This window comes from Streptomyces sp. Ru62, from assembly GCF_002920615.1.
In the GTDB taxonomy this organism is placed as follows: Bacteria; Actinomycetota; Actinomycetes; order Streptomycetales; family Streptomycetaceae; genus Streptomyces.
On record NZ_PQSU01000028.1, the window covers coordinates 79,350 to 105,425 of the forward strand.

Here is a 26,076-nt window from a genome sequence, read left to right on the forward strand (position 1 = left end):
GTGCCGGCGCCCCCCGCGGCGGGGGCACCGGCACGCACGCCGTACGCCGTCGGGGGTTACTCGTGTCCGAGGGCGCCGTGGTCGACGTCCAGGCTGTCCTGGGCGACGAGGTGGCCGGCCGAGTCGACGGTGTCCGAGACGTTGAGGTCGCCGAGGGGTGCCTCGTCCGCCGCGTGGGACGGGGTGACGGCGGCCACGACGAATCCGGCGGCGAGGGTGGCGATGGCGAGCATGCTGCGCTTCTTCATGCGCTGATCAACTGCGCGGGGGGCCGGGGGGTCACGCTGCCGCTCGCGCGCACCAGGACGTGGATCCGCGGCAAGCAAACACACCCGAACACCCGACAGCCCTCTTCCAACACAGTCAGACACGTCCTACCGTAAACGCGCACCGATGACGCGTACATGCAGTCATCCCGGTATCGCGAGTCGGAGGAACGTCAACGATGCGTCACCCTCACACCCGCACGACCCGCACCATGCGCGGAAGAGCGGCCGGAGCGCTCACCGCCGCCCTGCTGTGCGCGGCGGGCCTCGCCGCCCCCGCCCTGGCGGCCCCCGCCGAGACCCCCGCCGCGCCCGCCCTCGCCGACGGGCTCGCCCTCACCCCGCCGATGGGCTTCAACAACTGGAACTCCACCCACTGCCGCGCCGACTTCAACGCGTCCATGGTCAAGGGCATCGCGGACCTCTTCGTGGAGAAGGGCCTGAAGGACGCGGGCTACCAGTACGTCAACCTGGACGACTGCTGGGCCCTGCCGGACCGTGACGCGAACGGCAAGCTGGTGCCCGACCCCGCCCGGTTCCCGGACGGGATCAAGGCGGTCGCGGACTACGTCCACGCAAAGGGGCTCAAGCTCGGCATCTACACCAGCGCCGGCACCAAGACCTGCGACAGCACGGGTTTCCCGGGCGCCCTGGGCCACGAGTACAGCGACGCGCGGCAGTTCGCCGACTGGGGCGTGGACTACCTGAAGTACGACAACTGCAACAACCAGGGCGTGGACGCCCAGCAGCGCTACCGGACCATGCGTGACGCGCTGAAGGCGACCGGGCGGCCCATCGTCTACAGCATCTGCGAGTGGGGGCAGAACAAGCCCTGGGAGTGGGCCTCGGACGTCGGCCACCTGTGGCGGACCACCGGTGACATCAGCGACAACTGGAGCTCGATGCTGTCGATCCTGAAGCAGAACCTCCCGCTCGCGCCGTACGCCGGACCCGGTCACTGGAACGACCCCGACATGCTGGAGGTCGGCAACGGCGGCATGACCGACACCGAGTACCGCTCGCACTTCTCGCTCTGGTCGGTCATGGCCGCACCCCTGCTCATCGGCACCGACCTGCGCAAGGCCTCCCCGGCGACCTACGACATCCTGGGCAACAAGGAGGTCATCGCGGTCGACCAGGACCCGCTCGGCAAGCAGGGCACCGTCGTCTCCTCCGGGGGCGGGCGCTGGGTCGTCGCCAAGGAGATGAAGGACGGCAGCCGCGCGGTGGCCCTGTTCAACGAGTCCGGCACGGCCCAGCGGATCGCCACCAGCGCCGGCGCCGTCGGCCTGCCGGACGCCGACGCCTACGCCCTGCGCGACCTGTGGCAGCACCGCACGTACAACACCGCCGGAACCATCGCCGCCACCGTCCCGGCCCACGGCACGGTCCTGCTGCGCGTCTCGGCCGACACCCGCTGGGCCGACCATCCGCCGGCCGTGGAACTGGGCCTGGACGGCAGCACGCTGCTGGAGGCGGCCGGCCCGGCCACGCTCACCAGCACCGTCACCGACCTCGGCCGGACACCCGCCCGACGGGTCTCCGTGTCGCTGACCGGTCCCGCCGGCTGGACGGTACGGCCCACCTCGGCGACCTCCGCCTCCGCTCTCGCCCCCGGTGCGACGCTGCGCACCGGCTGGCGGGTGACCGTGCCGTCCGGCACCCCGGCCGGCTCCTACGGCCTCACGCTCACGGCGAACTACCGCTCGCCGTCCGGCACACCGGTCACCAGCACCCTTCCACTGAACGCGTCCGTCGTCGTGCCGCCGCCCGCCGGGACGTCGTACCTCGGCGACCTGCCGTGGCTGTCGGCGACCAGCGGCTGGGGGCCGGTGGAGCGGAACACCAGCAACGGGGAGAACGCCGCCGGTGACGGGAATCCGCTCACCATCGGCGGGACGGTGTACGCCAAGGGGCTCGGCGTCCACGCGCTCAGCGACATCTCCTTCTACACCGGCAGGGCCTGCGAGAAGGTCACCGCGGAGGTCGGCGTGGACGACGAGAAGGGCACGAAGGGCTCCGTCGCCTTCGAGATCTGGGCGGACGGCACGAAGGCCGCGTCCACCGGCGTCCTCACCAACGCGATGCCCGCCCAGCCGCTCACCGCCGACGTCACCGGCGCCCAGGTGGTCCGGCTGGTCGTCACCGACGGCGGCGACGGCGTCGACTCGGACCACGCGGACTGGGCGAACGCCCAACTCACCTGCTGACCCACCGAAGCTCCACCCGACCCCCGCTCCGGGCTCCGAGCCCGGCTCCGCTTTCGGCCTCCGCCTCGGGTCCCGCCCGGGGCTGGGGCCGGGGGCTCCGCCAGGAGCTGGGGCCGGGGTTCCGCCCAGGAGTTGGCCCGGGATTCCGCGCGGAGCTGGGTCAGGGGCTCCGCCGGCGGCTGGTTCCGGCACCCCGCCCGGGACTCCGCCAGGAGCCGGGGCCGGAATTGCGCCCGGAGCCGGACCCAGCGCTTCGCCGGGAGCCGGGCCCGGAAGTTCGCTGCGGTCGCCCACCCGGTCCAGCGGTCCCCGGCTCGCCTCGCCGCCGGAACCGGCGAACCCTAGCGGCTCGCCGCCGTCGCGTCCGGGGTGCGGGTCAGGGCTGCCGCGGCCGCGCCGACCAGACCCGCGTCGGTGCCCATCTGCGCGGGCACGACGGTGAGGTGCCGCACGAAGGACAGGGTCGCGTAGTCGGTGAGGGCCTTGCGCAGGGGCGTGAACAGGACGTCGCCCGCCTTCCCGACACCCCCGCCGATCACCGCGATGTCGATCTCGACCAGCGTCGCGGTGGCCGCGATGCCGGCGGCGAGCGCCTGCGCCGCCCGCTCGAAGGAGGCCACGGCCACCGGGTCGCCCGCACGGGCGGCGGCGGCCACCGCGGCGGCCGAGGTGTCACCGTCGGGCCCGGGGCGCCAGCCGTGCTCCAGGGCCCGGCGGGCGATGTTCGGACCGCTGGCGATCCGCTCCACGCAGCCACGCGAGCCGCACGGGCAGAGATCGCCGTCCAGGTCGACGCTGATGTGGCCGATGTGCCCGGCGTTGCCGGTCGGACCGGGATGCAGGCGTCCGCCCAGCACCAGGCCCCCGCCGACACCCGTCGAGACGACCATGCACAGCGCGTTGTCATGGCCGCGCGCGGCGCCCTGCCAGTGCTCGGCCGCGGTGATCGCGACACCGTCGCCGATCAGCTCCACCGGCAGGCCCCCGGTGACCGTGCGCACCCGGTCCACCAGCGGGAAGTCGCGCCAGCCCGGCACGTTCACCGGGCTCACGGTGCCCGCGGAGGCGTCGACCGGCCCGGCACTGCCGATGCCGACCGAGGCCGCGCGCCCCCACAGGGGCGACACGGCGAGGTCGCCGAGCACGTCCGTCACGGCGCGCATGACCGTTTCGCCGTCCTGCTGGGCGGGCGTGGCGCGCTGCGCTCGGGCCAGGATCCGGCCGCCGCCGTCCACCAGCGCGCCGGCGATCTTGGTGCCGCCGATGTCCAGGGCCGCCACGAGGTCGGTGTGCATAAGAGTCAGATCTCCCCGTTCAAGCTTGAAAACCAAAGAGAGGCAGGCCGGTCAGGCGGTGGGGGCGCAGGCCGGAGACAGCGGTGGACAGTCTCTCGCGCATCTGACAACGTTGTCCAGGCTCTATGCTCGACGCCACATCCTCATACAAGCCCACGGTTCGCGCACCACCCCCGTGGACGAGTCGGACGAGAGACAGGACAGACGCATCGTGCCCGAGACCACCCGCCGCGCAGACCGCCTTCCCGGAAACCGGTACGGCAACCGCCCGACGATGAAGGACGTGGCGGCGCGCGCCGGGGTCGGACTGAAGACGGTCTCCCGGGTGGTCAACGGTGAGCCCGGGGTCACCCCGGACACCGAGCGCCGGGTGCAGGAGGCGATCGAGGCGCTCGGCTTCCGCCGCAACGACAGCGCCCGGGTGCTGCGCAAGGGCCGGACGGCGAGCATCGGCCTGGTGCTGGAGGATCTCGCGGACCCGTTCTACGGCCCGCTCAGCCGCGCCGTCGAGGAGGTGGCCCGCGCACACGGCGCCCTTCTGATCAACGGCTCCAGCGCCGAGGACCCCGAGCGCGAGCAGGAGCTGGCGCTGGCGCTGTGCGCGCGCCGGGTGGACGGTCTGGTGGTGATCCCGGCCGGTGACGACCACCGCTATCTGGAGCCGGAGATCAGGGCGGGTGTCGCGACCGTGTTCGTGGACCGTCCGGCCGGGCGGATCGACGCGGACGTCGTGCTGTCGGACAACTACGGCGGCGCCCGCGACGGTGTCGCCCACCTCATCGCGCACGGCCACCGCCGGATCGGGTTCATCGGCGACATGCCCCGCATCCACACCGCGGCGGAGCGGCTGCGCGGCTACCGGGCGGCCATGGAGGACGCGGGCATAGCCGTCGAGGAGGGCTGGATGTCCCTCGGCGCGACGAACCCGGAGCGGGTGCGCCGGGCGGCGGAGGAGATGCTGTCCGGCACCGACCCGGTCACCGCGGTCTTCGCCGGCAACAACCGCGTGACGGTCACCGTGATCCGGGTGCTCGCCGAGCAGTCCCGCCCGGTCGCGCTCGTCGGCTTCGACGACATCGAGCTCGCCGACCTGCTCCAGCCCGGCGTCACGGTCGTCGCCCAGGACGCGGCGGCCCTCGGCCGCACCGCCGCCGAACGCCTCTTCCGCCAGCTCGACGGCACCCTCCTCGCCCCCGAACGCATCGAACTGCCGACCCGCCTGATCACCCGCGGCTCGGGCGAGCTGCCGCCGGCGGTCTGAGGGGGTACCGGCGGCGGGCTCCGCGGCCGTACGCCCGGGTCGGGCCCCGCACGCGGGCGACGCGGACGGTGCCGCCCTCGCCACCCCGGAGCCGGCGGTCATGAGCCGCCGCCTCCGCCGTCGCCCGGGAGGAGCAGCCCGGTCACCGCAGGCCCTCCTCCCCCCGAATGGCCGCGCCCTCGTTACTGCGCGGACGCCGTCAGGCCGCCGCGGCGGGGGGACGCGAAGCCCTCCAGATCGGTGCGGGTCAGGCCGGTGAGGCCGGCGACCTCGGCGAGGTCGAGGGCGCCGCAGTCCAGGCCGCGGAGCAGGTAGCCGCTGAGGGCCTTGGCGGTGGCGGGCTCGTCCATGACGTCGCCGCCGGCCCGGTTGGCGTACCGGGCGAGGCGGGCCGCCGCCTGCTCGAACCCCTCGCGGTAGAAGGCGAAGACGGCCGCGTAGCGGGTGGGCAGGTGACCGGGGTGCATGTCCCAGCCCTGGTAGTAGGCGCGGGCGAGGGCGCGGCGGGTGAGGCCGTAGTGCAGGCGCCAGGCGTCGTGGACCTTGGCGGTCGGGCCGACGGGGAGCACGTTGGTGGAGCCGTCGGACACCCGGACTCCGGTACCGGCCGCCGCGACCTGCATGACCGCCTTGGCGTGGTCGGCGGCCGGGTGGTCGCCGGCCTGGTGGGCGGCGGAGACGCCGAGGCAGGCGCTGTAGTCGAAGGTGCCGTAGTGCAGCCCGGTGGCGCGGCCCTCGGCGGCCTGGATCATGCGGGCGACGGTGGCGGTGCCGTCGGCGGCGAGGATGGCCTGGCTGGTCTCGATCTGGATCTCGAAGCCCAGGCGTCCGGCGTCCAGGCCGTGCGCCTTCTCGAAGGCCTCCAGGAGCCGGACGAAGGCGCCGACCTGCTCGGGGTACGTGACCTTGGGAAGGGTGAGGACCAGGCCCTCGGGCAGGCCGCCGGCCTCCATCAGGCCGGTGAGGAAGACGTCGAGGGTGCGGATGCCCCGGTCGCGTACGGCGGCCTCCATGCACTTCATGCGGATGCCCATGTACGGCGCCGCCGTGCCGTTCGCGTACGCCTCGGCGATCAGACGGGCCGCTCGGGCGGCCGTCTCGTCCTCCTCGGCGTCGGGTCGGGGGCCGTAGCCGTCCTCGAAGTCGACGCGCAGGTCCTCGACGGGCTCGCGCTCCAGCTTGGCGCGGACGCGGGAGTGGACCGGCTCGGCCAGTTCGTCGGACAGGCCGAGGACCGCCGCGAAGGAGGCGGCGTCGGGGGCGTGTTCGTCGAGCAGGGCGAGCGCCTGGTCGCCCCAGGAGCGAAGGGTGCCGGCGGCGAAGGCGTCCCCGGGGACGTACACGGTGTGGACGGGCTGCCGGGTGCCGGGGTCCCCGGGGTAGCGGCGCTCCAGCTCCGCGTCGACCGGTGCGAGGGAGGCGCTGATCTCCTCGCTGACGGCACCCGCGAGGCTCGTCGCCACCTTCTCCTGCTGACCCATCCCACACCCTCCAAGTTTCCGCTCTACGGAATCAACAATCCGTAGAATGAAGTTATCCGGCGGATACTGCCTGGTCAACACCCCGTCCGGACCCTGGCCACCGCATCCGCCCGCCCGGCACCAGGATGCACCGAGGCCCCGGTGACCGGATCGGTCACCGGGGCCTCGGGCGTGCCCTGGGGAGACTCAGCCCTTGCGGGTCTTGATCTCCTCGGTGAGCTGCGGGACGACGTCGAACAGGTCGCCGACCACACCGAAGTCGACCAGCTCGAAGATCGGGGCCTCGGCGTCCTTGTTGACGGCCACGATGGTCTTCGAGGTCTGCATACCGGCGCGGTGCTGGATCGCACCGGAGATGCCGTTGGCGATGTAGAGCTGCGGCGAGACCGACTTGCCGGTCTGGCCCACCTGGTTGGTGTGCGGGTACCAGCCGGCGTCGACGGCGGCACGCGAGGCACCGACGGCCGCGCCGAGCTGGTCGGCGAGGGCCTCGATGATCGAGAAGTTCTCGGCGCCGTTCACACCCCGGCCACCGGAGACCACGATCGCGGCCTCGGTCAGCTCCGGGCGGCCCGTCGACTCGCGCGGCGTACGGCCGGTGATCTTCGTGCCGGTCGCCTTGTCCGAGAAGGTGACGGACAGGGCCTCGACCGCGCCCGCGGCCGGGGCGGCCTCGACGGCGGCCGAGTTCGGCTTCACCGTGATGACCGGCGTGCCCTTGATGACGCGGGACTTGGTGGTGAAGGACGCGGCGAACACCGACTGGGTGGCCACCGGGCCCTCGTCGCCGGCCTCCAGGTCGACGGCGTCGGTGATGATGCCGGAGCCGATGCGCAGCGCCAGGCGGGCGGCGATCTCCTTGCCCTCGGCGGAGGACGGGACCAGCACGGCGGCCGGGGAGACGGCCTCGTGGGCGGCCTGCAGGGCGTCCACCTTCGGCACGACCAGGTACTCGGCGTACTCGGACGCGTCGTGGGTGAGCACCTTCACCGCGCCGTGCTCGGCGAGGGTGGCGGCGGTGTCGGCGGCGCCGTTGCCCAGCGCGACGGCGACGGGCTCGCCGAGGCGGCGGGCCAGGGTCAGCAGCTCCAGGGTGGGCTTGCGGACGGCACCGTCCACGTGGTCGACGTAGACGAGGACTTCAGCCATGGGATTGCTCTCCTGCGAAACGAAGTTGAGGGGCGGTCAGCGGGGGCGAGCCTCAGATGAACTTCTGGCTCGCGAGGAACTCAGCGAGCTGCTTGCCGCCCTCGCCCTCGTCCTTGACGATGGTGCCGGCCGTGCGCGCCGGACGCTCGGTCGCGGTCTCGACCTTGGTGAACGCGCCGTCCAGCCCGACCTCCTCGGCCTCGATGTCGAGGTCGGACAGGTCCCAGGACTCCACCGGCTTCTTCTTGGCCGCCATGATGCCCTTGAAGGACGGGTAGCGGGCCTCGCCGGACTGGTCGGTCACGGAGACGACCGCCGGGAGGGAGGCCTCCAGCTGCTCCGAGGCGGCGTCGCCGTCGCGGCGGCCCTTGACCGTGCCGTCCTCGACGGAGACCTCGGACAGCAGGGTGACCTGCGGGACGCCGAGGCGCTCGGCGACCAGCGCCGGGACGACACCCATGGTGCCGTCGGTGGAGGCCATGCCGGAGATGACCAGGTCGTAGCCGGCCTTCTCGATGGCCTTGGCCAGGACCAGGGAGGTGCCGATGGCGTCGGTGCCGTGCAGGTCGTCGTCCTCGACGTGGATGGCCTTGTCGGCACCCATCGAGAGGGCCTTGCGGAGCGCGTCCTTGGCGTCCTCGGGGCCGACCGTCAGGACGGTGACCTCGGCGTCGTCCGCGTTCTCCGCGATCTGGAGGGCCTGCTCGACCGCGTACTCGTCCAGCTCGGAGAGCAGACCGTCCACGTCGTCGCGGTCGACGGTCAGGTCATCGGCGAAGTGCCGGTCGCCAGTGGCGTCGGGCACGTACTTCACAGTGACAACGATCCTCAAGCTCACGCCGGCTCTCCTACTGCATCGTCATTTCGGGCTGCCTCTTGCAGGCAGCATAGGCGCCTCAAGCGGCCGATCCCGGTCGGGGCGTCCGCGCGCTCCGAACGAAATATTACTCGCCAGTACACCTAGTGAATGCCCGCTAAGCAAGCGCTTTGAACTGTGACCTTCGCAACGCAGCGTAACCGGAACTCGACGGCTCCGCAGGAGGGGGCGGGGCGATCAGAAGGTGATCAATCCCGCAGGCCGCTGAAGCGGCCCTGGTGGTAGAGGAGCGGGCGGCCGGCGCCCGAGGGGTCGCCGAGAACCACCTCGGCGAGCACGATCCGGTGATCACCGGCCGGGACCCGCCCGACGATCCGGCACACCAGCCAGGCGAGCACGTCGTCCAGCACGGGTACGCCTTCCGGGCCCTCCCGCCAGACGGTGGGCGCGCCGAAGCGGTCGGCGCCGCTGCGGGCGAAGGTTGCGGCCAGCTCGCTCTGGTGCTCGCCGAGTATGTGCACGCCGACGTGGTCGGCCTCGGCGACCGCGGGCCAGCTGGAGGCGCCGGTGCCGATGCCGAAGGAGACCAGGGGCGGGTCGGCGGAGACGGAGGTGAGGGAGGTGGCGGTGAAGCCGACCGGGCCGGAGGCGCCACGTGCGGTGATCACCGCCACGCCGGCGGCGTGCCGGCGGAAGGTGGAGCGCAGCAGGTCGGGGGAGGCGAGCTGGGCGGTGCCGAGGTCGGGCGTGGCCGTCATGGGGCTGTCCTTCTGCGAGAGTCGGGGCGTGGGTCCGTGGCAGCTCAACGGCCCGGACAGCGCGCGCTCGCGGTGCGGGCCAGGTCGACGTGGACCCGGCCGTGGAGAAGGAGTTCGGTCGGCATACGGTCAGGCTGACGATAGGTGGCGTGTGCAGTCAAGCTGGTTCCGGGGTGTGGAAGATGTCCCGCCGTTCCCTGACACCGGCTCATAGGGCCTCCCCGAGCGCGGCGATGACGTCGGCCTTGCGTGGCTGTCCGGTGGCGCGCCGCACCACCCGTCCACCGGCGTCGAGGACCAGGACGGTGGGCGTCTTGAGAATCTCCAGTTCGCGTACGAGGTCCAGGTGGGCCTCGGCGTCGACCTCGACGTGGGTCACACCCGGGACCATTCCGGCGACCTCGGCGAGGACGCGCCGGGTGGCCCGGCAGGGCGCGCAGAATGCGCTGGAGAACTGCACGAGCGTGGCCCGCTCCCCCAGTTCACCGCCGAGTTCCGCCGCGCCGAGCCGCCTGCCGTCGTCGTGCCCGCGCACCCGCGTTCTCCCCTTCCGCCGCTCGTGCGGCTCTTTCCGGGCGCCCGCCGACGCGGGCACCGCCCGGCACACCACCGGTCAATCACCTATAAGCGTTCCCGCGACCGCGAAGATTCCCGGACCGTGCCGGAGGCGGCGGCCGCCGTCACCGTCCGGCATGTTCCCGCCTCCCCGGGGAACGAGGACACGAGTGGAGTAAAGGGATATGAGCATCCACGGTGGGATGTAGGCCGACGTGACGAGGATCTCGCCGCCGCGGGGCACCAGGACTGGCTCCCCGTCCGTTCTTCGGGCACGATCTGCGAGACGCCGTAAACCTACGGCTGCGTAACTTTCCCGCCGGGAGCCCCTTTCCCGAGCAGAGCAGAAAGGGTCCACCCCGCCCATGGCAGAGCTGGTCTACCGTCCCGTCATCGGTTTCGCCAAGACGATGTTCAAGGTCTGGGATCTGAAGATCGACTGCCAGGGGTCGGAGAACATCCCGCGCACGGGCGGCGCGGTTCTGGTGAGCAATCACATCAGCTACCTGGACTTCATCTTCAACGGACTGGCCGCACTGCCGCAGAAGCGTCTGGTGCGGTTCATGGCGAAGGAGTCGGTCTTCCGGCACAAGGTCTCCGGGCCGCTGATGCGGAGCATGAAGCACATCCCGGTGGACCGCGCGCAGGGCGAGGCGGCGTACGAGCACGCGCTGGACTCGCTGCGCTCCGGTGAGGTCATCGGGGTGTTCCCGGAGGCGACCATCTCGCAGTCCTTCACGCTCAAGAGCTTCAAGTCGGGCGCGGCCAGGCTGGCCCAGGAGGCGGGCGTCCCGCTGGTCCCGATGGCGGTGTGGGGCACGCAGCGGCTGTGGACGAAGGGCCACCCCCGCAACTTCAAGCGCAACCACCTGCCCGTCACCATCCGCGTCGGCGACCCGGTGGAGGCACCGCGCGACCAGTACGCCGGCGCGATCACCCGCCGTCTGCGCGAACGCGTCCAGGAACTCCTGGACGCCGCCCAGCGCGCGTACCCGGGCCGCCCCAAGGGCCCGGAGGACACCTGGTGGCTCCCCACCCACCTGGGCGGCACGGCACCGACGACCGAGGAACTGCGCACGGTCCAGGCACACTGAGGCCTCCGGCGCCGGCTGAGGAAACGGGGCCCGGCCAACGCAACGCTCAGCCCGGCCGTCGGTTCACGGCGCGCCGCGCCTGCCCGTGGAGCATGGACCGCCACACCTGTTCGAGGAACTCCTGGATGGATACCGCGGCGACCTCGAACGCGCCGGACCAGGAAGCCGTGGCCGACCTCCAGACTCGTCCACTGCCCGCCACCGCGAACAGATGGCCGCCACCATCGCCGGCGAACACGAGAGCAGGTGGCTCGTCGTCGGCCCGGACAGATCCGTACTCGACACGTTCATCCTCCTCGGCATACCTCACCACCGTTCCGCCTCAGAGGGCGCTGGGGAGCGTCTTCCACAGGTACGGCCGGTCGGGTGCGGCCCGCAGGACGGTGAGGACGACCGGGTGCGGCGCGGCGTACAGGACCGGGTAGTCCATCTCGTCGGACGAGGGGTCGGGGGTCCAGGCCAGCCGCTCGCCGTCCAGGGAGAACCGGGCGTCGACGCCCGGTTTGTTGCCGCGAGGGTCCTGCCGGTGCCAGGCACCGCGGAAGCGGACGGCGACCAGGCCGTGGACCACATGCCCGCCCTCGCCGTCCGCCAGCCGCTGGTAGCACAGGGCGGCCGGGATGTCCTCGGCCCGCAACAGGGCGGCCAGGGCGTGGGACTTGGCGTAACAGATGCCCGTACCGAGGGCCAGCACGTCGGAGGCGCGCCAGGTGACGCGGAGGTCACCGGAGTCCTGGGAGTGCGGGATGGCGTCCCGGACGTATTCATAGGCGACCCGTGCATAGTCATACGAGTCGGCGACGTCCGCCGCCAGGCGGGCGGCGGTCTCCCGGACCACCGGATGATGGTGGTCGATGGCGTCGTCGGCGGCCAAGTAGGCGGACAGATCAGCGGTGTCCTGGATGAGCTCCATGCCCGCAGAGCATAGGAATGCGATCACCCGAGCGTCAATTATTTTTCGAGTGATCGCATACCTATGCAGAGTCGGGGGCCGGAAGTCGGCCGCTAGCGCGCCATCTCCTCCTTCAGCGCCGCCACGAACGTGTCGACGTCGTCCTCTGTGGTGTCGAAGGAGCACATCCAGCGCACCACCCCGGCGCCCTCGTCCCAGAAGTAGAACCGGAACCGCTTCTGGAGCCGCTCGCTCACGTCGCGCGGCAGCCTGGCGAAGACACCGTTGGCCTGCACCGGGTAGAGGATCTCCACGCCGTGCACCGCGCGGACGCCCTCGGCGAGCCGCTGGGCCATCTCGTTGGCGTGCCGGGCGTTGCGCAGCCAGAGGTCCTTGGCGAGGAGTGCCTCCAACTGCACGGAGACGAAGCGCATCTTGGAGGCCAGCTGCATCGACATCTTCCGCAGGTGCTTCATCTGCCGCACCGCGTCCTGGTTGAGGACGACGACCGCCTCGCCGAACAGGGCGCCGTTCTTCGTCCCACCCAGGGAGAGGATGTCGACGCCGACCGCGTTGGTGAACGTCCGCATGGGCACGTTCAGGGAGGCGGCGGCGTTGGCTATCCGGGAGCCGTCCAGGTGCACCTTCATGCCGCGGGCGTGGGCGTGCTCGCAGATCGCGCGGATCTCCTCGGGCGTGTAGAGGGTGCCCAGCTCGGTGCTCTGGGTGATCGACACGACCTGGGGCATCGCCCGGTGCTCGTCCTCCCAGCCCCAGGCCTGCCGGTCGATCAGCTCGGGCGTGAGCTTGCCGTCCGGCGTGGGCACGGTGAGCAGCTTGAGCCCGCCCATGCGCTCGGGCGCACCGCCCTCGTCCACGTTGATGTGCGCGCTCTCGGCGCAGACCACCGCGCCCCAGCGGTCGGTGACCGCCTGGAGCGCGACGACGTTCGCGCCGGTGCCGTTGAAGACCGGGAAGGCCTCCGCGGTGGCCCCGAAGTGGCTCCGGATGATCCGCTGGAGGTTCTCGGTGTAGTCGTCCTCACCGTACGCCACCTGGTGGCCGCCGTTGGCCAGGGCCAGGGCGGCCAGCACCTCCGGGTGGGCGCCCGCGTAGTTGTCACTGGCGAAACCGCGGACCTGCGGGTCGTGGTGGCGACGCGCGTCGGTCTTCGGAGGGTTCACGGCTTCTCGGTCAGCCACAGACGGGTTCCGTTCACTTCCGCGGCGGGCTTGTTCCAGACGTCTGCGATGGCCTCGGCCAGATCCTTGACGTCCGTGAAGCCCGCGAACTTCGCGTTGGGGCGGTCGGCGCGCATCGCGTCGTGCACCAGCGCCTTCACCACCAGGATGGTAGCCGCGGACGTCGGCCCCTCGGCGCCGCCGGCCTTGCGGAAGTAGTCGGCCAGGGCCAGCGTCCACGCCTCGGCCGCGGCCTTGGCCGCGGAGTACGCGGCGTTGCCGGCGGTCGGCTTCGACGCGCCGGCCGCGCTGATCAGCACGTACCGGCCGCGCTCGCTGCGCTGCAGCGCCTCGTGGAAGGCGAGGGAGGTGTGCTGCACGGTCTTGACGAGCAGCAGCTCCAGCAAGTCCCAGTCGTCCAGGCTCGTCTTGGTGAACGTCTCGCTGCCGCGCCAGCCGCCGACCAGGTGCACGAGCCCGTCGACCCGGCCGAAGTCCTTCTCGATGTGCGCCGCCCAGTCCCGGGTGGACTGCAGGTCGAGCAGGTCCACCGTGTCACCGGTGACGGTCGCGCCACCGGAGGCGTACCGGGCCGCGTCGACGGCCTCCGAGAGCCGCTGCGGGTCGTTGTCCGCCCCGACGACGGTCGCCCCGGCCTCGGCCAGGCGCAGCAGGGCCGCGCGGCCGGCGGGTCCGCCCGCACCGGCCACCGCGATCACCGCACCGCTGAGAGGCCCGTTCGCGCCGTTCCTCATGTTCTTCCCCTCTGAAGCAGTGTCCTGGACGCGGTCGCTCACGCGGCGATCCGCTCGGCGGTGTCCGCCGTGATGCCCTTGGTGGAGGCGATCACATTCTTCAGCTTCTTGGACAGCGCCTCATAGAACATGCTCAGCGGAAACTCGTCCGGAAGCACGTCGTCCACGAGCTTGCGCGGGGGCTGGGTCAGGTCCAGGGCGTCCGGACCCTTGGCCCACTTGGAGCCGGGGTGCGGGGCGAGGTAGGTGGAGACCAGCTCGTAGCCGGCGAACCAGTGCACCAGCTTCGGGCGGTCGATGCCGTCCCGGTAGAGCTTCTCTATCTCGGCGCACAGCTGGTTGGTCACCTGCGGGGCGCGCTCCCAGTCGATGGAGAGCTTGTTGTCGGTCCAGCGGACGACGTCGTGCTTGTGCAGGTAGGCGAAGAGCAGCTGACCGCCGAGGCCGTCGTAGTTGCGGTTGCGGTCACCGGTGACCGGGAAGCGGAACATCCGGTCGAAGAGGACCGCGTACTGCACGTCACGGGCCTGCGGGACGCCGTCGGCCTGGAGCTTCACGGCCTCCTTGAAGGCGGTGAGGTCGCAGCGCAGCTCCTCCAGGCCGTACATCCAGAACGGCTGGCGCTGCTTGATCATGAAGGGGTCGAACGGCAGGTCGCCGTGGCTGTGGGTGCGGTCGTGGACCATGTCCCAGAGCACGAAGGCCTCTTCGCAGCGCTTCTGGTCGTGGACCATGGCGGCGATGTCCTCGGGCAGCTCCAGGCCCAGGAGGTCGACGGCGGCCTCGGTCACGCGGCGGAAGCGGGCGGCCTCGCGGTCGCAGAAGATGCCACCCCAGGAGAAACGTTCCGGCGCCTCGCGTACGGCGATTGTCTCCGGGAAGAGGACGGCGGAGTTGGTGTCGTAGCCCGAGGTGAAGTCCTCGAACGTGATGCCGCAGAAGAGCGGGTTGTCGTACCGGGTGCGCTCCAGCTCGGCCAGCCAGTCCGGCCAGACCATGCGCAGCACGACCGCCTCCAGGTTGCGGTCCGGGTTGCCGTTCTGGGTGTACATCGGGAAGACGACCAGGTGCTGCAGGCCGTCCGCGCGGTTCGCGGCCGGGTTGAAGGCCAGCAGGGAGTCCAGGAAGTCCGGCACCTGGAAGCCGCCCTCGGCCCAGCGGCGGAGGTCCTTCACCAGCGCCTGGTGGTACGCGGCGTCATGCGGCAGGAGCGGGGAGAGCCGCTCGACCGCACCGGCGACACGCCCGACGGCCGCCACGGCGTCGGCCCGCTCCGGGGCGCCCTCGGCGTCGAAGTCGATCGATCCGTCCTTCGACTGCCATGGCCGGATCTGCTCCACGGCATCCTTGAGCACGGGCCAGGCCGGGTGCTCCACCACCCTGGTCAGCGGAGAAACCCGATCCTCCGCGCCCGACTGCACAAGAATTTCCGTCATGTCCCATCCTCCACAGGAGAACCTCGCGTATGGACACCGTATGCATACCCGGTTTCTCTCAGCAAGAGCTGGATCGGGAAATTATTCTGTCCGCCCCCTTGGTCACCGATGTTTTTCCTGTCGTAAACCGTGACGACGCTCACTTCGGCGACAACATGCGAGCCGGGGGCGGTCATGATCCGATGGGTACCGGCCAGCGGGCGGCCGTCCGGGTGCCGGATGCCCGGCGCAGCCACGGGTTCAACGCGCGGCCCGGCCATTAGGCTGCGAGCCTGCCGCGTGGACGACGACGTCCGGTACGGGGGCCGTCGGTCCGCGCGTCGCCGAGCCGCCGTCGACGGAAGCGAGTTGAACCTTGAACTTCCTTACCATCGGACACCGCGGTGTCATGGGCGTCGAGCCCGAGAACACCCTTCGTTCCTTCGTCGCCGCGCAGCAGGCCGGCCTGGACCTGATCGAACTCGATCTGCATCTCAGCAAGGACGGCGCCCTGGTCGTCATGCATGACGCGGAAGTGGACCGTACGACCGACGGCTCGGGACCGATCGCCGAGAAGACCCTCGCGGAGCTGCGCGCCCTGGACGCGGGCCGCGGCGAGCGGGTGCCGGTGTTCGAGGAGGTCCTGGAGGCGGTGGACGCGCCGTTGCAGGCCGAGATCAAGGATGTCGCGGCGGCGCGGGCACTGGCCGAGGTGATGCGGGCGCGTGACCTGACCGCGCGGATCGAGGTGTCCTCGTTCCACGACGAGGCGGTCGCCGAGATCGCGCGGCTGGTGCCGGGCGTGCGCACCGCGCTCGTCGCGAGCCGGTACGGCACCGACGTGGTGGACCGCGCCGTAGCCGTGGGTGCCGCCACGGTGTGTCTGAACATCCGCCGGCTCACCCTGGAGATCGTCGAGCACGCGCGCGCGTCCGGGCTACGGATCATCGGCTGGGTGGTCAACACGCAGGACCAGCTACGGCTGGTCCGCGCCCTGGAGCTGGACGGGGCGACGACCGACTATCCGGAGATCAAGCGCACGGGCCGCTTCACCGCCTGACCCGGGCGTCCGGGCACGGGCCCGGACGCCCGCCGTGACGTCACACCAGCGGCTTGACCAGCAGCTCGAACCGCAGGTCGGCGCGCCGCGGCACCCCGAAACGCTCGTCGCCGTACGGGAACGGCTGCGTCCGGCCCGTACGGCGGTAGCCGCGGCGCTCGTACCAGGCGATCAGGTCCTCGCGCTGGGCGATCACCGTCATCTGCATCTCGGTGACGCCCCAGGTCTCCCGGGCCAGGCGCTCCGCCTCCGCCATGACGGTCCTGCCGAGGCCGGCGCCCTGGAGAGCGGGGCTGACCGCGAACATGCCGAAGTAGGCGTGGTCGCCACGGTGTTCCAGCTGGCAGCAGGCGACGACACGGCCGTCCCGCTCGACGGTCAGCAGCCGGCTCCCGGGCGCCTTGATCACCTCCAGCACGCCCTGCGGATCGGTCCGCTGCCCATCGAGGAGGTCCGCCTCGGTGGTCCACCCGGCCCGGCTGCTGTCCCCGCGGTACGCCGACTCGATCAGCGCGACGAGGGCGTCGACGTCGGCGTCGGTGGCATCCCGGAAGGTGAGTCCGGTGGCGAGGGTGTCCATGGTGCGGTCTCCGATCTCGGGCGTGGCTGAGCCACGGATGAGGGTAACCCTGCCGCTAGGCTCCCCCCGCATGGTGCATGTACTCAGCAGCCGGATCCTGCTCCGGCCCACCGACCCCGAGCGCTCCCGTGCCTTCTACGGCGAGCAGCTGGGGCTGTCCGTCTACCGCGAGTTCGGTACCGGCCCCGAGCGCGGCACGGTCTATTTCCTCGGCGGCGGGTTCCTGGAGGTGTCCGGCCGGTCGGAGGGCCCGCCCTCGCCCGCGGTGCGGCTGTGGTTGCAGGTCGAGGACGTGAAGGCCGCGGCCGAGGATCTGCGGGCGCGGGGCGTCGAGATCGTCCGGCCTCCTGTGCGGGAGCCGTGGGGCCTGGTCGAGATGTGGATCGCCGACCCGGACGGCACCCCGATCGTCCTGGTGGAGGTCCCGTCGGACCATCCACTGCGGTACCGGCCGGGGATCTAGGGCGGCCGACGGTACGGGGCGGGTCCGGTCAGCGCGGGTGGTGTTCCCAGCCGCGGTCCGTTCGGGTCAGTTCGTGGAAGCCCGCGTCGAGGAGGCGTTCGATCGCGGCCGTGTCCTCGGCGGGCTCGTAGGCCAGCACCCGGTCCGTTCCGCACAGCCGCAGCCAGTCGGCGGCGTGGCCCAGCAGCCGGTGCTCCCAGCCCCGCCCCCGGTGGGCGGGTTCGACGTGCAGGTTGCCGATGTCGGCCAGGCCGGCCCCGCGCGCGTGCCGTTCGGGGCGGACCAGGGAGGTGTCGGTCTCGACGAAGCCGACGATGCCCGCCTCCGTGCGGGCGGTGAAACGGGTGCCGCACTCCCCCACCGTGCGCTCCACCGTGACCCCGGGGCACGACTCTGCCCCGGGCAGGTCGGCGGTGCGGGCGAGGAGGATCACCTCGGTGACCCCGGTGTGGCGGAATCCGGCGCGTTCGTAGAGGGCCCGGACGTGCGGCCAGGGCCGGGGCAGGCCGTACACGGCCGGGGCGGGCAGGTCTCCGCAGGCGCGCCGGACCCGGACCCGCCAGCGGGACAGGCAGGCCAGACAGGCGCTCATCAGCAGGTCGGCCGCCTGCTCGGTGCCCGGCCGGAAGGAGGCGGGCGGATGCCAGAGGAACCAGTCGATCTCGCCGGCGTCCCGGTGGTGCGGGCCGACCTCCTCGTCGGCGCGGTACCGCTTCAGGTGGGCCGCCGCGACGACGTGCCCGCGCTCCTCGGCGACGAGCGTGATCCGCTCGCCCACCCACGGATCGGTCACGAACTCCTCGGACTCCCGTTCCAGCGAGCTGAGCACGGTGTTCACGGAGACGGAGACGCCTGGCACGACGGCGGCCACGTGGGCGTTCACCAGGTCGGTGAGCTGGTCGCGGTCGTCGCGGCGGAAGGGACGTACCTCGGGCATGGTTGACCTCCGGTCTCGGAAGGGATCGGGAGGGCCGCCGTGCGATGCGGTACGCCGCAGATGCTACGCCGGTGCGGGCGGGACGGACCGGCGATTTCCGCCTCGTGCGCCGCACGGTGCGCCCGGCGGGGGCCACCGGACAGAGCTGCCGAAGCCCGAGCGCCGGAATCGCCGGGCCCCGCCGCGCGCGGGTCGGGCTCGTCATGCGGCCGATGGGCTGGATATGACATATATGGCATGTGGGGGAAAATGGTGTATGTGGCATCTGGTGCTGGCGGGTTCATCGGAACCCTCGGCTGGAAGGGCTCAGACCGGCGAGAGGAGCGCATCATGATCGCCAAGCTGCTCGGCAAGCTGTCCTTCACCCGCCGCTACGGCGCGTACGGCGCCCACGAGTGGGACGCGTACGCCGGCGACTGACGGGACTCCCGGCGGGCGCACCGGGCGCCCGCCGGCTCTGAGTCGCGCCGGAGACGACATCGGCCTGGACAGGTTCGAAGGTCGGGGACGATCTCATGGGCCGGATGAACGAGCCCCCGCGGCTGCCCGGAGCCGGCTTCGCAGCCTGGAGCCGTGACCGGCTGGCCGTGGCACGCCGAGGCGCCGAGGAGTGCGGGGACGTCTGGCAGCTTGAGCCGGGTGTCTACGTGGCCGCCACGGCCGCACCGTGCGAAGCGGTTCTGCGCCGCGCGGAGGACTTCCCCAAGGCACCCTCGCCCCTCTTCCCGCCGTTGAAGGGGTCGAACCGAGCACCGACGGCTGAGGAGCGTGCGCACGCCCACGCCGCCCGGATGCGCGGACTGCGCGCGCAGGCGGTCGCGGCCCGGGTCGGTGAGATCGCGCCCGGAGCCGCACTCCTCGCCGACCGGTGGCCCACCGGCCGGGACGTCGAGGTCCTGCCCGTGGCCCGGCACACCCTCGCAGAGATCGGCGTCCGCTACCTCTTCTCCGAGGACGCTCCCACCCTGCTGCCCTTCGCCGCACAGCTCTTCCTGGCCCGGGAGGTGCTCGCCCGCCCCTCCCGCTGGGAATGGCCGCGGTGGGTCCCCACACCGGCACGTCGGTTCCGCACGCGGCAGCAGGCCGCCTTCACCGAGGCTTTGCGGCCCATCGTCCGCCGGCGCCGTTCATCGGGCCGGCTCGGCGACGACGTGCTCGGGCAGATGCTCCAGCCGTCCGCGCGCTACGGCCCACTGCCGGACGAGGCCGTTCTCGACACCCTCCCCGGAATCACCGTCGCCACCTTCGAGGCACCCACCCGTGCGGCCGGATGGATCCTGCTCCACCTGGCCCGGCACCCACGGGCGGCGGACCGCGTCGCGGCCGAAGCGGCCTCGCTGCCGGCGGACCCGGCCGCGACGACCAGCGCCCACCTCGACGATCTGCGATACACCCAGGCACTGGTACGCGAGGTGCTCCGGCTGCACCCCCCGAGCTGGCTGCTGACCCGGCAGACCGCTCGGCAGACCCAGCTCGCCGACTACACCATCGACGCCGGGTCCACCGTCCTCGTCTGCCCCTACACCGCGCACCGGGACGCACGGGAACACCCCGAGCCGGACGCGTTCCGGCCCGAGCGCTGGCTCGACGAACCGGGCTCGCCGGCGGATCCCGGGGCCTTCCTCTCCTTCGGCACCGGGCCGCACGGCTGCGAGGGAGCCGCGCTGGCGATGGCGATGCTGACGCTCCTGACCGCACACACGGCCCGCTGCCACCGCTTGAGCGAGCCGTCCGGACCTGAACCCGGCTACCAGGTCACCACCTTCGAAGGTCTCGCGACCGCCGGCCTGCGCCTGCGTGCCACCCCGCGAGATCCGGGACGGCCCCGTCCCCGGTGACCGTCACGGTTGGCTCGTGGTGTGCCGCTGGTCGAACTCGCCCGCGAGCAGGCCCATCATGACGAGGTCGTGGTGCCGGCCGGCGAAGAAGACGTGTTGCCGCAGGCGTCCCTCCTCGGTGAAGCCGAGCCGGCGTGTGAGTGCCAGCGACGCCTCGTTGTGGGCGAAGATCGCTCCCAGGCACTTGTGGTAGCGACGCTCGGCGAACATGAAGCGCAGCAGCAGCGTCAGGGCTTCCGCCGCGTAGCCCCTGCGCCGGTGCTCGGCGCCGATCATGACATCGAATTCGAACCAGCCTGAGTGACGGCCGGTGCGCTGCGAGGCGACCGTGCCGACCAGCTCCTCCCCGGCCGTCGTCTCGACTGCCAGCCGGAAGCGGTCGCCCTCGTCCTCGGCGACGGCTTGTTCCCTGGCCCATGCACGGTAGCTCTCGGCGGACCGGGGCAGCTCCAGCCGGCCCCCGTGCCGCCCGTCGTCGGCGAAGCGCGCGAACGCTGTCCAGTCGTCGGGCTCGACGGCACGCAGGCGTACCCGTTCACCGGTCCAGGACGATGCCATGCCCGATTGGAACACGCCGCGGTGCGCGGGGGGCCCAGAGGCACGCCGGGACAGGCGCGGCCCACCGTTCCCGGTCCCACCGCCGGTGGTCTCCGGCCCCGGCCCGCCGTCCGCGGTGCCGCCGACGTACTAGCCGGGTGTACTGACCCGCAGGCCGCTCATCCGGCCCTCCAGGCGGCTGAGCAACTCCGCGAGGAGGGCCGCGAGTTCGCCCTGGTCCGCCGGGGCGAGGACGGACAGTACGGCCGTCTCGTAGGCGAGTTGCTCGGGGAGGATGCCGTCGACCAGGTCGCGGCCGGTGTCGGTGAGGCGGACGTGGGCCACGCGGCGGTCGCGGGTGTCGCCGCGCCGTTCGACCAGGCCGCGCTCGGTGAGCTGCTTGATCCGCTTGGTGACGGCGGCTCCGGAGGAGAAGGTCTCCCGGGCCAGCTCACCCGGGGTCAGCTCGTGTCCCGTGCGGCGGAGCGCGCCGAGCAGGTCGAACTCGGCACGGCTCAGGCCGGCCCGGCGCAGCGGGGCGTCCTCGGCCTGCTGGAGCAGGGCGGCGCAGCGGTTGATCCGGCCGATGATCTCCATGGGACCGGTGTCCAGCTCGGGGTGGACGGACCGCCACTGGCGGACGACGGCGGAGACGGTGTCGCCGCGCGCGGGGTCGGTGCCGGCCCCGGACCGGGTACCGGGCGCGTCGCTTCCGGGCGTCGGTCCGCCGTTCGTCGCCGTCATGGCCGTATGTCCTCCGTCGTCCTGCCCGGGTCCTGGACCCGGTCCCGTTCCTGGTCACGGCCCGGGGCCTGGTGGCTGTCCCGGTCCTGCGGTACGAGGCCCTGACGCCGTACCGTCGCCGCGAGCGTACGGTGTCCGGCCTGTTCGGTGAGCACGACCCGTTCCTCGGGCAGGGCGCGCTGCCACCACTCGCCGGCGGCGGCGTCGGCCGTGGCGCGCAGATCGACCAGGGCGGCGGCGAGGCCGCGGCGGGCGGACTCCAGCGCGCGGGGCTCGGGGCGCGGCTCGGCGAGCAGGCGGGCGGCGTGCTCGCGGGCTCGCTCCGCCGTGCTCAGCGCGTGCTCCAGGCGGTCGCCCGCACGGCGGTTGGTGACGGCGACGGCGGCGACGAAGCCGACCAGGGCGCCGACGAGGGTGTCCGCGATCCGGTCGGTGATCAGTTCGGCCGCGTCCTGGGTGCGGGCGAACTCGGTGATGAGCAGGGCCATCGGGGTGACGCAGACGCTGCCCAGCCAGTAGTTGCGGCCGATCAGCGCCTCGGCGCCGAAGTTCAGGGCGAGGCAGCACAGCACCAGGACGGCGGGGTGCAGATGGGTGAGCGGGGCGAGCGCGGCGAAGAGGAGGACGCCGAGGAGGTTGCCGACGACCCGCTGGACGCCCCGGTTCCAGGTGAGGGTGACGTTGGCCTGGTAGAGCGAGGCCGCGGTGACCAGTGCCCAGTAGGGGCGGCCGACGCCGAGGGCCAGGGCGGCGTATCCGGCCAGGGCGCAGCCGAGCGCGGTGCGCACGGCGAGCGGGGCGAGGGGGGCCAGGCGGTGCCACGGCGAGCGGGGCGGCAGGGCCTGTTCGGCGGCCAGGCCGAGGAGTTCGTCGGCGGACTCGCGCGGCGCCTCGACACGCGGGACACGGCCGGTGCCGCGCAGGTCGCGGGCCCAGGCGCGCAGCCGGGCGGGGTCGGTGTCGGCGGGCGCGGCCAGGGCGACCTCGGCGCGGACGAGGAGCTGTTCGAGGGCGCGCCGGGTGCGGTCGGGGCGGGCGCCGGCGGCGAGCAGTGACTGCCAGGCGGCGTGGATCGCGGCGGCGGTCGCGGCGCGGGCCCGGGCGTGTCCGTCGGCGGTGCCGCGCGTGTCGGCGTACGCGGCGGCGGCGTTCAGGGCCTGGGCGGTGGCGCGGCGCTCGGGGCCGTGCGGGCGGAGCAGCCCGGGCGCCATGCCGACCAGCCAGGCCCAGGCACCGGCGGCCAGGGCCAGCCCGAGGTGGCCGGGGACCTGGCCGGGTGTCTGCGGCGCGAACAGCGAGGCGGAGCTGATGAAGGTGAGGACCACGTTGCCGGGCGGTCCGATCCGGGTGGCGTCGCACACGGTCTTCTGGACCGCCGCGAGGGCGGCGCCGACGGTGACGAGGACGACGGCGTTCGTGGTGAGCGCCGCCGCGAGCAGGGAGACGGCGAGGCCGCCGACCATGCCGAGCACGACCCAGGCGAGGGCACGGGCCCGGGCGGCGTACGGCCGGTTGTGGCCGTAGAGCGCGCACAGCGAGCCGGCCATCGTGTACATCGCGAGGTCGAGGCGGCCGAGGGCGAGCAGGGTGAGGTTGGGCGGGGCGACCGCGGCCACAACGCTCAGCGCGGGCTTGAACCAGATGTCGGAGGGGCGCCCGAGGCGGAGGGTTGTGACGAGGGGAAGACGGTGGGGGGTCGCACTGCTCATAGCATTAAATTAGCATGTGTTTTATCAGTAAAACAATTGCGGTGAGGGCCTGGTCACCGACCGTGCTCCCCCACATGCTCCCCGTGTACATCCTTGCGCTTGCGTGCGCTCCGCCGACGGTGGGCATCGCACCCTCGACCGACCGTCGAGCGTGGAGGTGCGCGTGCACGGACCGGTGTCGATCGCCTGGCTGCTGGTCGCGCTGTGCGCGCTGACCGGGGCCTACTGCCTGCTGCGGATGCGCAGCGCCGTCGAGGAGCAGCGCCGGGCCGCGGGCGGCGAGGCGCTGATGGGCTTCGGCATGGCCGCGATGGCCGTCCCCGCGGCGGTGTTCACGCCGCCGAGATGGGCGTGGCCGGTGTACGCGGCCGTGTTCGGCGCGGCGGCCCTGCGCGCGCTGTGGGCCGCGCGCGGCGCCCCGCACCATCTGCACCACCTGGTGGGCAGCGCCGCGATGGTCTACATGGCCGTGGTGATGGCCGCGTCACCGCCCGCCGCCCACCACGGGCACGGCGGCGCCGGAGTGCCGCTGCTGACCGGCGCCCTGCTGCTGTACTTCACGGGCTACGTGCTGCTCTCGGGCGCCCGACTGGTGCCCGCCCCCGCCCCTGCGGGCGGCACCGGCCCGGCGGGCGGGGGCGGGCCGGCGGGCGGGGGCGGGCCGGCGGGCGGGGGCGGCCCGGCCCACTGGGGCGACCGTCCCGAGCTGGCCCGGGCGTGCCGGCTGTCGATGGGGATCGGCATGGTGGCGATGCTGCTGGCGATGTGACGGCCGGACTCGGGTGCCGACGATGACGGTCCCCGTGGGCCTGTGGACGCGGCCGGGGGTGCCCCTCGGGCGGCGCATTGCCCGGGCCGCGGGTGCTGGGCCGATGCCGTTCGCCCGAGCGGGCTCACCCACTGGCACCGTGGCCATGGCAGCCTGTCGCACCGGGGCTGGCCACGGCGTCTCGCTTCCACAAGGATCACGGCATGCACCATCGACCCTCCGCTCCCCCCTCGCCCCCCGTACCCGAGCCACCGGCGACGCTCCGCAGAGCCGCCCGCGTGGCCGCCGCTCTCGGCGCCTGCTTCGTGGTGCTGCTGGTCCTCGTCGCCCTGCGCTGGCATCCCCTGGTCACGGTGGACGGCGACATCTCCCGGACCACCCACCGCTGGGCGGTTCGCGACCACGAGGTGACGCATGTCTTCCGGGTGCTGACGGACTGGGTGTGGGACCCGACCACCATGCGCCTGGTCTGCACGGCGGCGGCGGTGTGGCTCGTCTGGCGGCGGGCGGCCTGGTGGACGGCGCTGTGGCTGGGGATCACCTGCGCGGTGGCCACGCTCGTGCAGCAGACCGTGAAGGCCGTCGTCGGCCGGTCCCGCCCGGTCTGGCCGGACCCGGTCGACTCGGCGCACTACGCGGCCTTCCCGTCCGGTCACGCGCTGACCGCCACGGTCGTCTGCGGCCTGCTGCTGTGGCTGCTGCACCGCCACGGCCCACGCCCCGCCCTGTGGCGTACGGCGGTGACGGCGGCGCTCGTCTCGGTGGTGGGCGTGGGCGTCACCCGGGTGTGGCTGGGTGTCCACTGGCCGTCGGACGTGCTCGGCGGGTGGCTGGCCGGCGCGGCACTGGTCGCGGCGGCGGTGACGGTTCACGAGTGGCCGCGCGACGGCCGGGTGCGGCCGCCGCGCGGCCGGTAGAGTCCGGCGCATGACCGCCGTGCTGTTCGACTTCTCGGGGACGCTGTTCCGCGCCGAGTCCGCCGAGTCATGGTTGCGTGCGGTGCTGGACGAGACCGGTCACACCCTGTCCGGGCCCGAACTGGCCGGCTGCGCCCGGGCTCTGGAGGCGGCCGGTGCGCCGCCGGGCGGTGCGGAGCCGGTGGAACCGCCGACGGACCTCGCGGCACTGTGAGCGGTGCGGGACGAGAGCGCGGAGCTGCACCGGGCCGCCTGCACGGGCCTGTCGCGCCGGGTGCAGCTGCCGGATCCCGGGCTGCACGACGCCCTGTACGAACGGCACATGTCCCCCGCGGCCTGGACCCCGTACCCCGACGCCGAGAAGGTGCGCGCACCCTGCGCGGGCGCGTGGTCGGCGTCGGCGTGGTCAGCAACATCGGCTGGGATCCGCGCCCGGACAACCGGGCGGCGGACGGCGGCGCCACGGCGCTCGGCTGCCGGGTGCACTTCGTGGACCACCTGCCGGCGTCCCTGCGCCCGGACGCGCTGCTGCCCGTGCTGGATCTCGTGGGTTGAGCGCCAGCCGCGGACGGGCATGCCGCACCGTCCGTCTGAGACGATCCCCCGCGTCGCCCCAGACGGACGGCTGTTCCCGGGCGGGCCCAGGCATGGGGGCGCCCGCTGCGTTGAGTATAGTTGGCTGGCAGCCAGTCAACGCAGGAGTTACAGAATGTCCCCGCGCAGCGCCTCGGTCAATGAAGAATTGCGGCGGCGTTCCCGGGAGCGGCTGCTGCAGGCCGCCGTGGAGCTGGTCGGCGAGCGCGGGTTCGAGGCCACGACGCTGGGCGACATCGCGGACCGGGCCGGTTCGGCGCGCGGCCTGGTGTCGTACTACTTCCCCGGCAAACGCCAGTTGGTGCAGTCCGCCGTGCACCGGCTGATGCACCGGACGCTGGAGGAGGCGCTGGAGCGGGAGCCGCGCACCGAGGACGGCCGGGAGCGGCTGGCCCGGGCCATCGACGCGATCCTGGGCCTCGCCCGGGACCGGCCCGTGCTGATGCGCCAGCACATGGCGGGCCTGCTCCAGGCCGAGGGCTTCGTGCAGTGCCCGGAGCAGCGCCGGCTGGCGGAGCTGCTCGGCGACACCGTCGCCCGGTACGGCGCGCAGAACGTCCCGGCCGACTACCCGATGCTGCGGGCCCTGTTGATGGGCGCGGTGTTCGCGGCGCTGGTGCCGGGCGTGCCGATGCCCGTGCCGGTGCTGCGGGCGGAGCTGTTCCAGCGGTACGGGCTCGACTGGGAGTCGGGCGTGCCTCCGGAGAGCGATGCGGAGCCGGGGGCGGGGCAGGAGGACCTGTCCCGGTTCTTCGCCACGGAGGAGCGGCCGGGCACCCCCTGACGGGGCCCGGCCGCT

25 protein-coding genes and 1 pseudogene are annotated in these 26,076 nt (G+C 72.7%); 10 read left to right on the forward strand and 16 right to left on the reverse strand.

Annotated features, from left to right (window positions below; all coding sequences use genetic code 11):
* Window positions 1-56 precede the first annotated feature (56 nt).
* Window positions 57-248, reverse strand: coding sequence for a hypothetical protein (locus C3492_RS32270; protein WP_103816181.1), 192 nt, complete (start codon window positions 246-248; stop codon window positions 57-59).
* Between the two features lie 197 nt (window positions 249-445).
* Here C3492_RS32270 and C3492_RS32275 point away from each other — a divergent pair, with 197 nt between their 5' ends.
* Window positions 446-2,476 carry an NPCBM/NEW2 domain-containing protein gene (locus C3492_RS32275; RefSeq protein WP_103816182.1) on the forward strand — a complete coding sequence of 677 codons (2,031 nt, stop codon included), beginning with the start codon at window positions 446-448 and terminating at the stop codon, window positions 2,474-2,476.
* A gap of 341 nt (window positions 2,477-2,817) precedes the next feature.
* Here the strand turns inward: C3492_RS32275 and C3492_RS32280 are convergent, their stop codons facing one another.
* Window positions 2,818-3,771 carry an ROK family protein gene (locus C3492_RS32280; RefSeq protein ID WP_103816183.1) on the reverse strand — a complete coding sequence of 318 codons (954 nt, stop codon included), beginning with the start codon at window positions 3,769-3,771 and terminating at the stop codon, window positions 2,818-2,820.
* Between the two features lie 211 nt (window positions 3,772-3,982).
* Between C3492_RS32280 and C3492_RS32285 the strand changes: the two genes are divergently transcribed.
* On the forward strand, window positions 3,983-5,032 hold the full coding sequence (locus tag C3492_RS32285; RefSeq protein ID WP_103816235.1) for a LacI family DNA-binding transcriptional regulator: 1,050 nt from the start codon (window positions 3,983-3,985) through the stop codon (window positions 5,030-5,032).
* Window positions 5,033-5,214: 182 nt separating this feature from the next.
* Here the strand turns inward: C3492_RS32285 and C3492_RS32290 are convergent, their stop codons facing one another.
* The 5 genes from C3492_RS32290 to C3492_RS32310 form a co-directional block, all read right to left on the reverse strand.
* Window positions 5,215-6,513 carry a DUF6986 family protein gene (locus tag C3492_RS32290; RefSeq protein ID WP_103816184.1) on the reverse strand — a complete coding sequence of 433 codons (1,299 nt, stop codon included), beginning with the start codon at window positions 6,511-6,513 and terminating at the stop codon, window positions 5,215-5,217.
* A 186-nt stretch (window positions 6,514-6,699) separates the two neighbouring features.
* Window positions 6,700-7,662 carry an electron transfer flavoprotein subunit alpha/FixB family protein gene (locus C3492_RS32295; protein ID WP_103816185.1) on the reverse strand — a complete coding sequence of 321 codons (963 nt, stop codon included), beginning with the start codon at window positions 7,660-7,662 and terminating at the stop codon, window positions 6,700-6,702.
* A 52-nt stretch (window positions 7,663-7,714) separates the two neighbouring features.
* Complete coding sequence (locus C3492_RS32300) at window positions 7,715-8,500, reverse strand: electron transfer flavoprotein subunit beta/FixA family protein (RefSeq protein WP_103816186.1); 786 nt, start codon at window positions 8,498-8,500, stop codon at window positions 7,715-7,717.
* 227 nt (window positions 8,501-8,727) lie between these two features.
* Entirely contained in the window at window positions 8,728-9,237 is a 510-nt protein-coding gene (locus C3492_RS32305) for a flavin reductase family protein (RefSeq protein ID WP_103816187.1), read from the reverse strand.
* Between the two features lie 208 nt (window positions 9,238-9,445).
* A complete protein-coding gene (locus C3492_RS32310; RefSeq protein WP_103816188.1) occupies window positions 9,446-9,847 on the reverse strand; it encodes a thioredoxin family protein in 402 nt (133 codons plus the stop codon).
* 310 nt (window positions 9,848-10,157) lie between these two features.
* Here C3492_RS32310 and C3492_RS32315 point away from each other — a divergent pair, with 310 nt between their 5' ends.
* Window positions 10,158-10,886, forward strand: a complete 729-nt coding sequence (locus C3492_RS32315; protein WP_103816189.1) for a 1-acyl-sn-glycerol-3-phosphate acyltransferase — start codon at window positions 10,158-10,160, stop codon at window positions 10,884-10,886.
* A 322-nt stretch (window positions 10,887-11,208) separates the two neighbouring features.
* Here C3492_RS32315 and C3492_RS32325 read toward each other — a convergent pair whose 3' ends face one another.
* The 4 genes from C3492_RS32325 to C3492_RS32340 all read right to left on the reverse strand — a co-directional run bounded on the left by C3492_RS32325 (window position 11,209) and on the right by C3492_RS32340 (window position 15,150).
* Window positions 11,209-11,799 carry a transglutaminase family protein gene (locus tag C3492_RS32325; protein WP_103816191.1) on the reverse strand — a complete coding sequence of 197 codons (591 nt, stop codon included), beginning with the start codon at window positions 11,797-11,799 and terminating at the stop codon, window positions 11,209-11,211.
* Window positions 11,800-11,891: 92 nt separating this feature from the next.
* On the reverse strand, window positions 11,892-12,962 hold the full coding sequence (locus tag C3492_RS32330) for a low specificity L-threonine aldolase (protein WP_103816192.1): 1,071 nt from the start codon (window positions 12,960-12,962) through the stop codon (window positions 11,892-11,894).
* Window positions 12,959-13,714 carry an SDR family NAD(P)-dependent oxidoreductase gene (locus C3492_RS32335; protein WP_103816193.1) on the reverse strand — a complete coding sequence of 252 codons (756 nt, stop codon included), beginning with the start codon at window positions 13,712-13,714 and terminating at the stop codon, window positions 12,959-12,961. The genes C3492_RS32330 and C3492_RS32335 overlap by 4 nt, the downstream gene beginning before the upstream one ends.
* A gap of 38 nt (window positions 13,715-13,752) precedes the next feature.
* Window positions 13,753-15,150, reverse strand: a complete 1,398-nt coding sequence (locus tag C3492_RS32340) for a DUF6421 family protein (RefSeq protein ID WP_103816194.1) — start codon at window positions 15,148-15,150, stop codon at window positions 13,753-13,755.
* Between the two features lie 355 nt (window positions 15,151-15,505).
* On the opposite strand from C3492_RS32340, the gene C3492_RS32345 reads away from it, so the two are divergent.
* Window positions 15,506-16,189 carry a glycerophosphodiester phosphodiesterase family protein gene (locus C3492_RS32345; protein ID WP_103816195.1) on the forward strand — a complete coding sequence of 228 codons (684 nt, stop codon included), beginning with the start codon at window positions 15,506-15,508 and terminating at the stop codon, window positions 16,187-16,189.
* Window positions 16,190-16,229: 40 nt separating this feature from the next.
* On the opposite strand, the gene C3492_RS32350 is transcribed toward C3492_RS32345, so the two are convergent.
* Window positions 16,230-16,769, reverse strand: a complete 540-nt coding sequence (locus C3492_RS32350) for a GNAT family N-acetyltransferase (protein ID WP_103816196.1) — start codon at window positions 16,767-16,769, stop codon at window positions 16,230-16,232.
* Window positions 16,770-16,839: 70 nt separating this feature from the next.
* Between C3492_RS32350 and C3492_RS32355 the strand changes: the two genes are divergently transcribed.
* Window positions 16,840-17,232, forward strand: coding sequence for a VOC family protein (locus C3492_RS32355; protein WP_103816197.1), 393 nt, complete (start codon window positions 16,840-16,842; stop codon window positions 17,230-17,232).
* A gap of 28 nt (window positions 17,233-17,260) precedes the next feature.
* Here C3492_RS32355 and C3492_RS32360 read toward each other — a convergent pair whose 3' ends face one another.
* Entirely contained in the window at window positions 17,261-18,169 is a 909-nt protein-coding gene (locus tag C3492_RS32360; protein ID WP_103816198.1) for a GNAT family N-acetyltransferase, read from the reverse strand.
* Between the two features lie 524 nt (window positions 18,170-18,693).
* On the opposite strand from C3492_RS32360, the gene C3492_RS32365 reads away from it, so the two are divergent.
* Entirely contained in the window at window positions 18,694-20,007 is a 1,314-nt protein-coding gene (locus C3492_RS32365) for a cytochrome P450 (protein ID WP_258056026.1), read from the forward strand.
* A gap of 3 nt (window positions 20,008-20,010) precedes the next feature.
* Here C3492_RS32365 and C3492_RS32370 read toward each other — a convergent pair whose 3' ends face one another.
* The 3 genes from C3492_RS32370 to C3492_RS32380 form a co-directional block, all read right to left on the reverse strand.
* Window positions 20,011-20,565: a GNAT family N-acetyltransferase gene (locus C3492_RS32370; RefSeq protein WP_103816199.1), complete on the reverse strand. Its 555-nt coding sequence runs from the start codon at window positions 20,563-20,565 to the stop codon at window positions 20,011-20,013.
* A gap of 129 nt (window positions 20,566-20,694) precedes the next feature.
* Window positions 20,695-21,288 (reverse strand): MarR family winged helix-turn-helix transcriptional regulator, encoded by a 594-nt coding sequence (locus tag C3492_RS32375; protein WP_103816200.1) that lies wholly within the window; start codon window positions 21,286-21,288, stop codon window positions 20,695-20,697.
* Window positions 21,285-22,997, reverse strand: coding sequence for an FUSC family protein (locus C3492_RS32380; RefSeq protein WP_103816201.1), 1,713 nt, complete (start codon window positions 22,995-22,997; stop codon window positions 21,285-21,287). Before C3492_RS32380 ends, C3492_RS32375 begins: the two co-directional genes overlap by 4 nt.
* A gap of 163 nt (window positions 22,998-23,160) precedes the next feature.
* On the opposite strand from C3492_RS32380, the gene C3492_RS32385 reads away from it, so the two are divergent.
* The 4 genes and pseudogenes from C3492_RS32385 (at window position 23,161) to C3492_RS32400 (ending at window position 26,061) form a co-directional block, all read left to right on the forward strand.
* Window positions 23,161-23,766 carry a DUF5134 domain-containing protein gene (locus tag C3492_RS32385; RefSeq protein WP_103816202.1) on the forward strand — a complete coding sequence of 202 codons (606 nt, stop codon included), beginning with the start codon at window positions 23,161-23,163 and terminating at the stop codon, window positions 23,764-23,766.
* Between the two features lie 203 nt (window positions 23,767-23,969).
* A complete protein-coding gene (locus C3492_RS32390; RefSeq protein ID WP_258056027.1) occupies window positions 23,970-24,683 on the forward strand; it encodes a phosphatase PAP2 family protein in 714 nt (237 codons plus the stop codon).
* 10 nt (window positions 24,684-24,693) lie between these two features.
* A pseudogene (locus C3492_RS32395) lies at window positions 24,694-25,238 on the forward strand (hydrolase).
* Between the two features lie 154 nt (window positions 25,239-25,392).
* The gene (locus C3492_RS32400; RefSeq protein WP_103816204.1) at window positions 25,393-26,061 is read left to right on the forward strand and encodes a TetR/AcrR family transcriptional regulator; all 669 of its coding nucleotides are present in this window, start codon (window positions 25,393-25,395) and stop codon (window positions 26,059-26,061) included.
* The last annotated feature ends 15 nt before the right edge of the window (window positions 26,062-26,076 follow it).

Coding starts and splice junctions, on each gene's coding strand:
- C3492_RS32270 (WP_103816181.1), bottom strand. CDS start 248: ATGAAGAAGCGCAGCATGCTCGCCATCGCCACCCTCGCCGCCGGATTC.
- C3492_RS32275 (WP_103816182.1), top strand. CDS start 446: ATGCGTCACCCTCACACCCGCACGACCCGCACCATGCGCGGAAGAGCG.
- C3492_RS32280 (WP_103816183.1), bottom strand. CDS start 3,771: ATGCACACCGACCTCGTGGCGGCCCTGGACATCGGCGGCACCAAGATC.
- C3492_RS32290 (WP_103816184.1), bottom strand. CDS start 6,513: ATGGGTCAGCAGGAGAAGGTGGCGACGAGCCTCGCGGGTGCCGTCAGC.
- C3492_RS32295 (WP_103816185.1), bottom strand. CDS start 7,662: ATGGCTGAAGTCCTCGTCTACGTCGACCACGTGGACGGTGCCGTCCGC.
- C3492_RS32305 (WP_103816187.1), bottom strand. CDS start 9,237: ATGACGGCCACGCCCGACCTCGGCACCGCCCAGCTCGCCTCCCCCGAC.
- C3492_RS32315 (WP_103816189.1), top strand. CDS start 10,158: ATGGCAGAGCTGGTCTACCGTCCCGTCATCGGTTTCGCCAAGACGATG.
- C3492_RS32325 (WP_103816191.1), bottom strand. CDS start 11,799: ATGGAGCTCATCCAGGACACCGCTGATCTGTCCGCCTACTTGGCCGCC.
- C3492_RS32335 (WP_103816193.1), bottom strand. CDS start 13,714: ATGAGGAACGGCGCGAACGGGCCTCTCAGCGGTGCGGTGATCGCGGTG.
- C3492_RS32340 (WP_103816194.1), bottom strand. CDS start 15,150: ATGACGGAAATTCTTGTGCAGTCGGGCGCGGAGGATCGGGTTTCTCCG.
- C3492_RS32350 (WP_103816196.1), bottom strand. CDS start 16,769: ATGGACACCCTCGCCACCGGACTCACCTTCCGGGATGCCACCGACGCC.
- C3492_RS32355 (WP_103816197.1), top strand. CDS start 16,840: ATGGTGCATGTACTCAGCAGCCGGATCCTGCTCCGGCCCACCGACCCC.
- C3492_RS32360 (WP_103816198.1), bottom strand. CDS start 18,169: ATGCCCGAGGTACGTCCCTTCCGCCGCGACGACCGCGACCAGCTCACC.
- C3492_RS32365 (WP_258056026.1), top strand. CDS start 18,694: ATGAACGAGCCCCCGCGGCTGCCCGGAGCCGGCTTCGCAGCCTGGAGC.
- C3492_RS32370 (WP_103816199.1), bottom strand. CDS start 20,565: ATGGCATCGTCCTGGACCGGTGAACGGGTACGCCTGCGTGCCGTCGAG.
- C3492_RS32375 (WP_103816200.1), bottom strand. CDS start 21,288: ATGACGGCGACGAACGGCGGACCGACGCCCGGAAGCGACGCGCCCGGT.
- C3492_RS32380 (WP_103816201.1), bottom strand. CDS start 22,997: ATGAGCAGTGCGACCCCCCACCGTCTTCCCCTCGTCACAACCCTCCGC.
- C3492_RS32390 (WP_258056027.1), top strand. CDS start 23,970: ATGCACCATCGACCCTCCGCTCCCCCCTCGCCCCCCGTACCCGAGCCA.
- C3492_RS32400 (WP_103816204.1), top strand. CDS start 25,393: ATGTCCCCGCGCAGCGCCTCGGTCAATGAAGAATTGCGGCGGCGTTCC.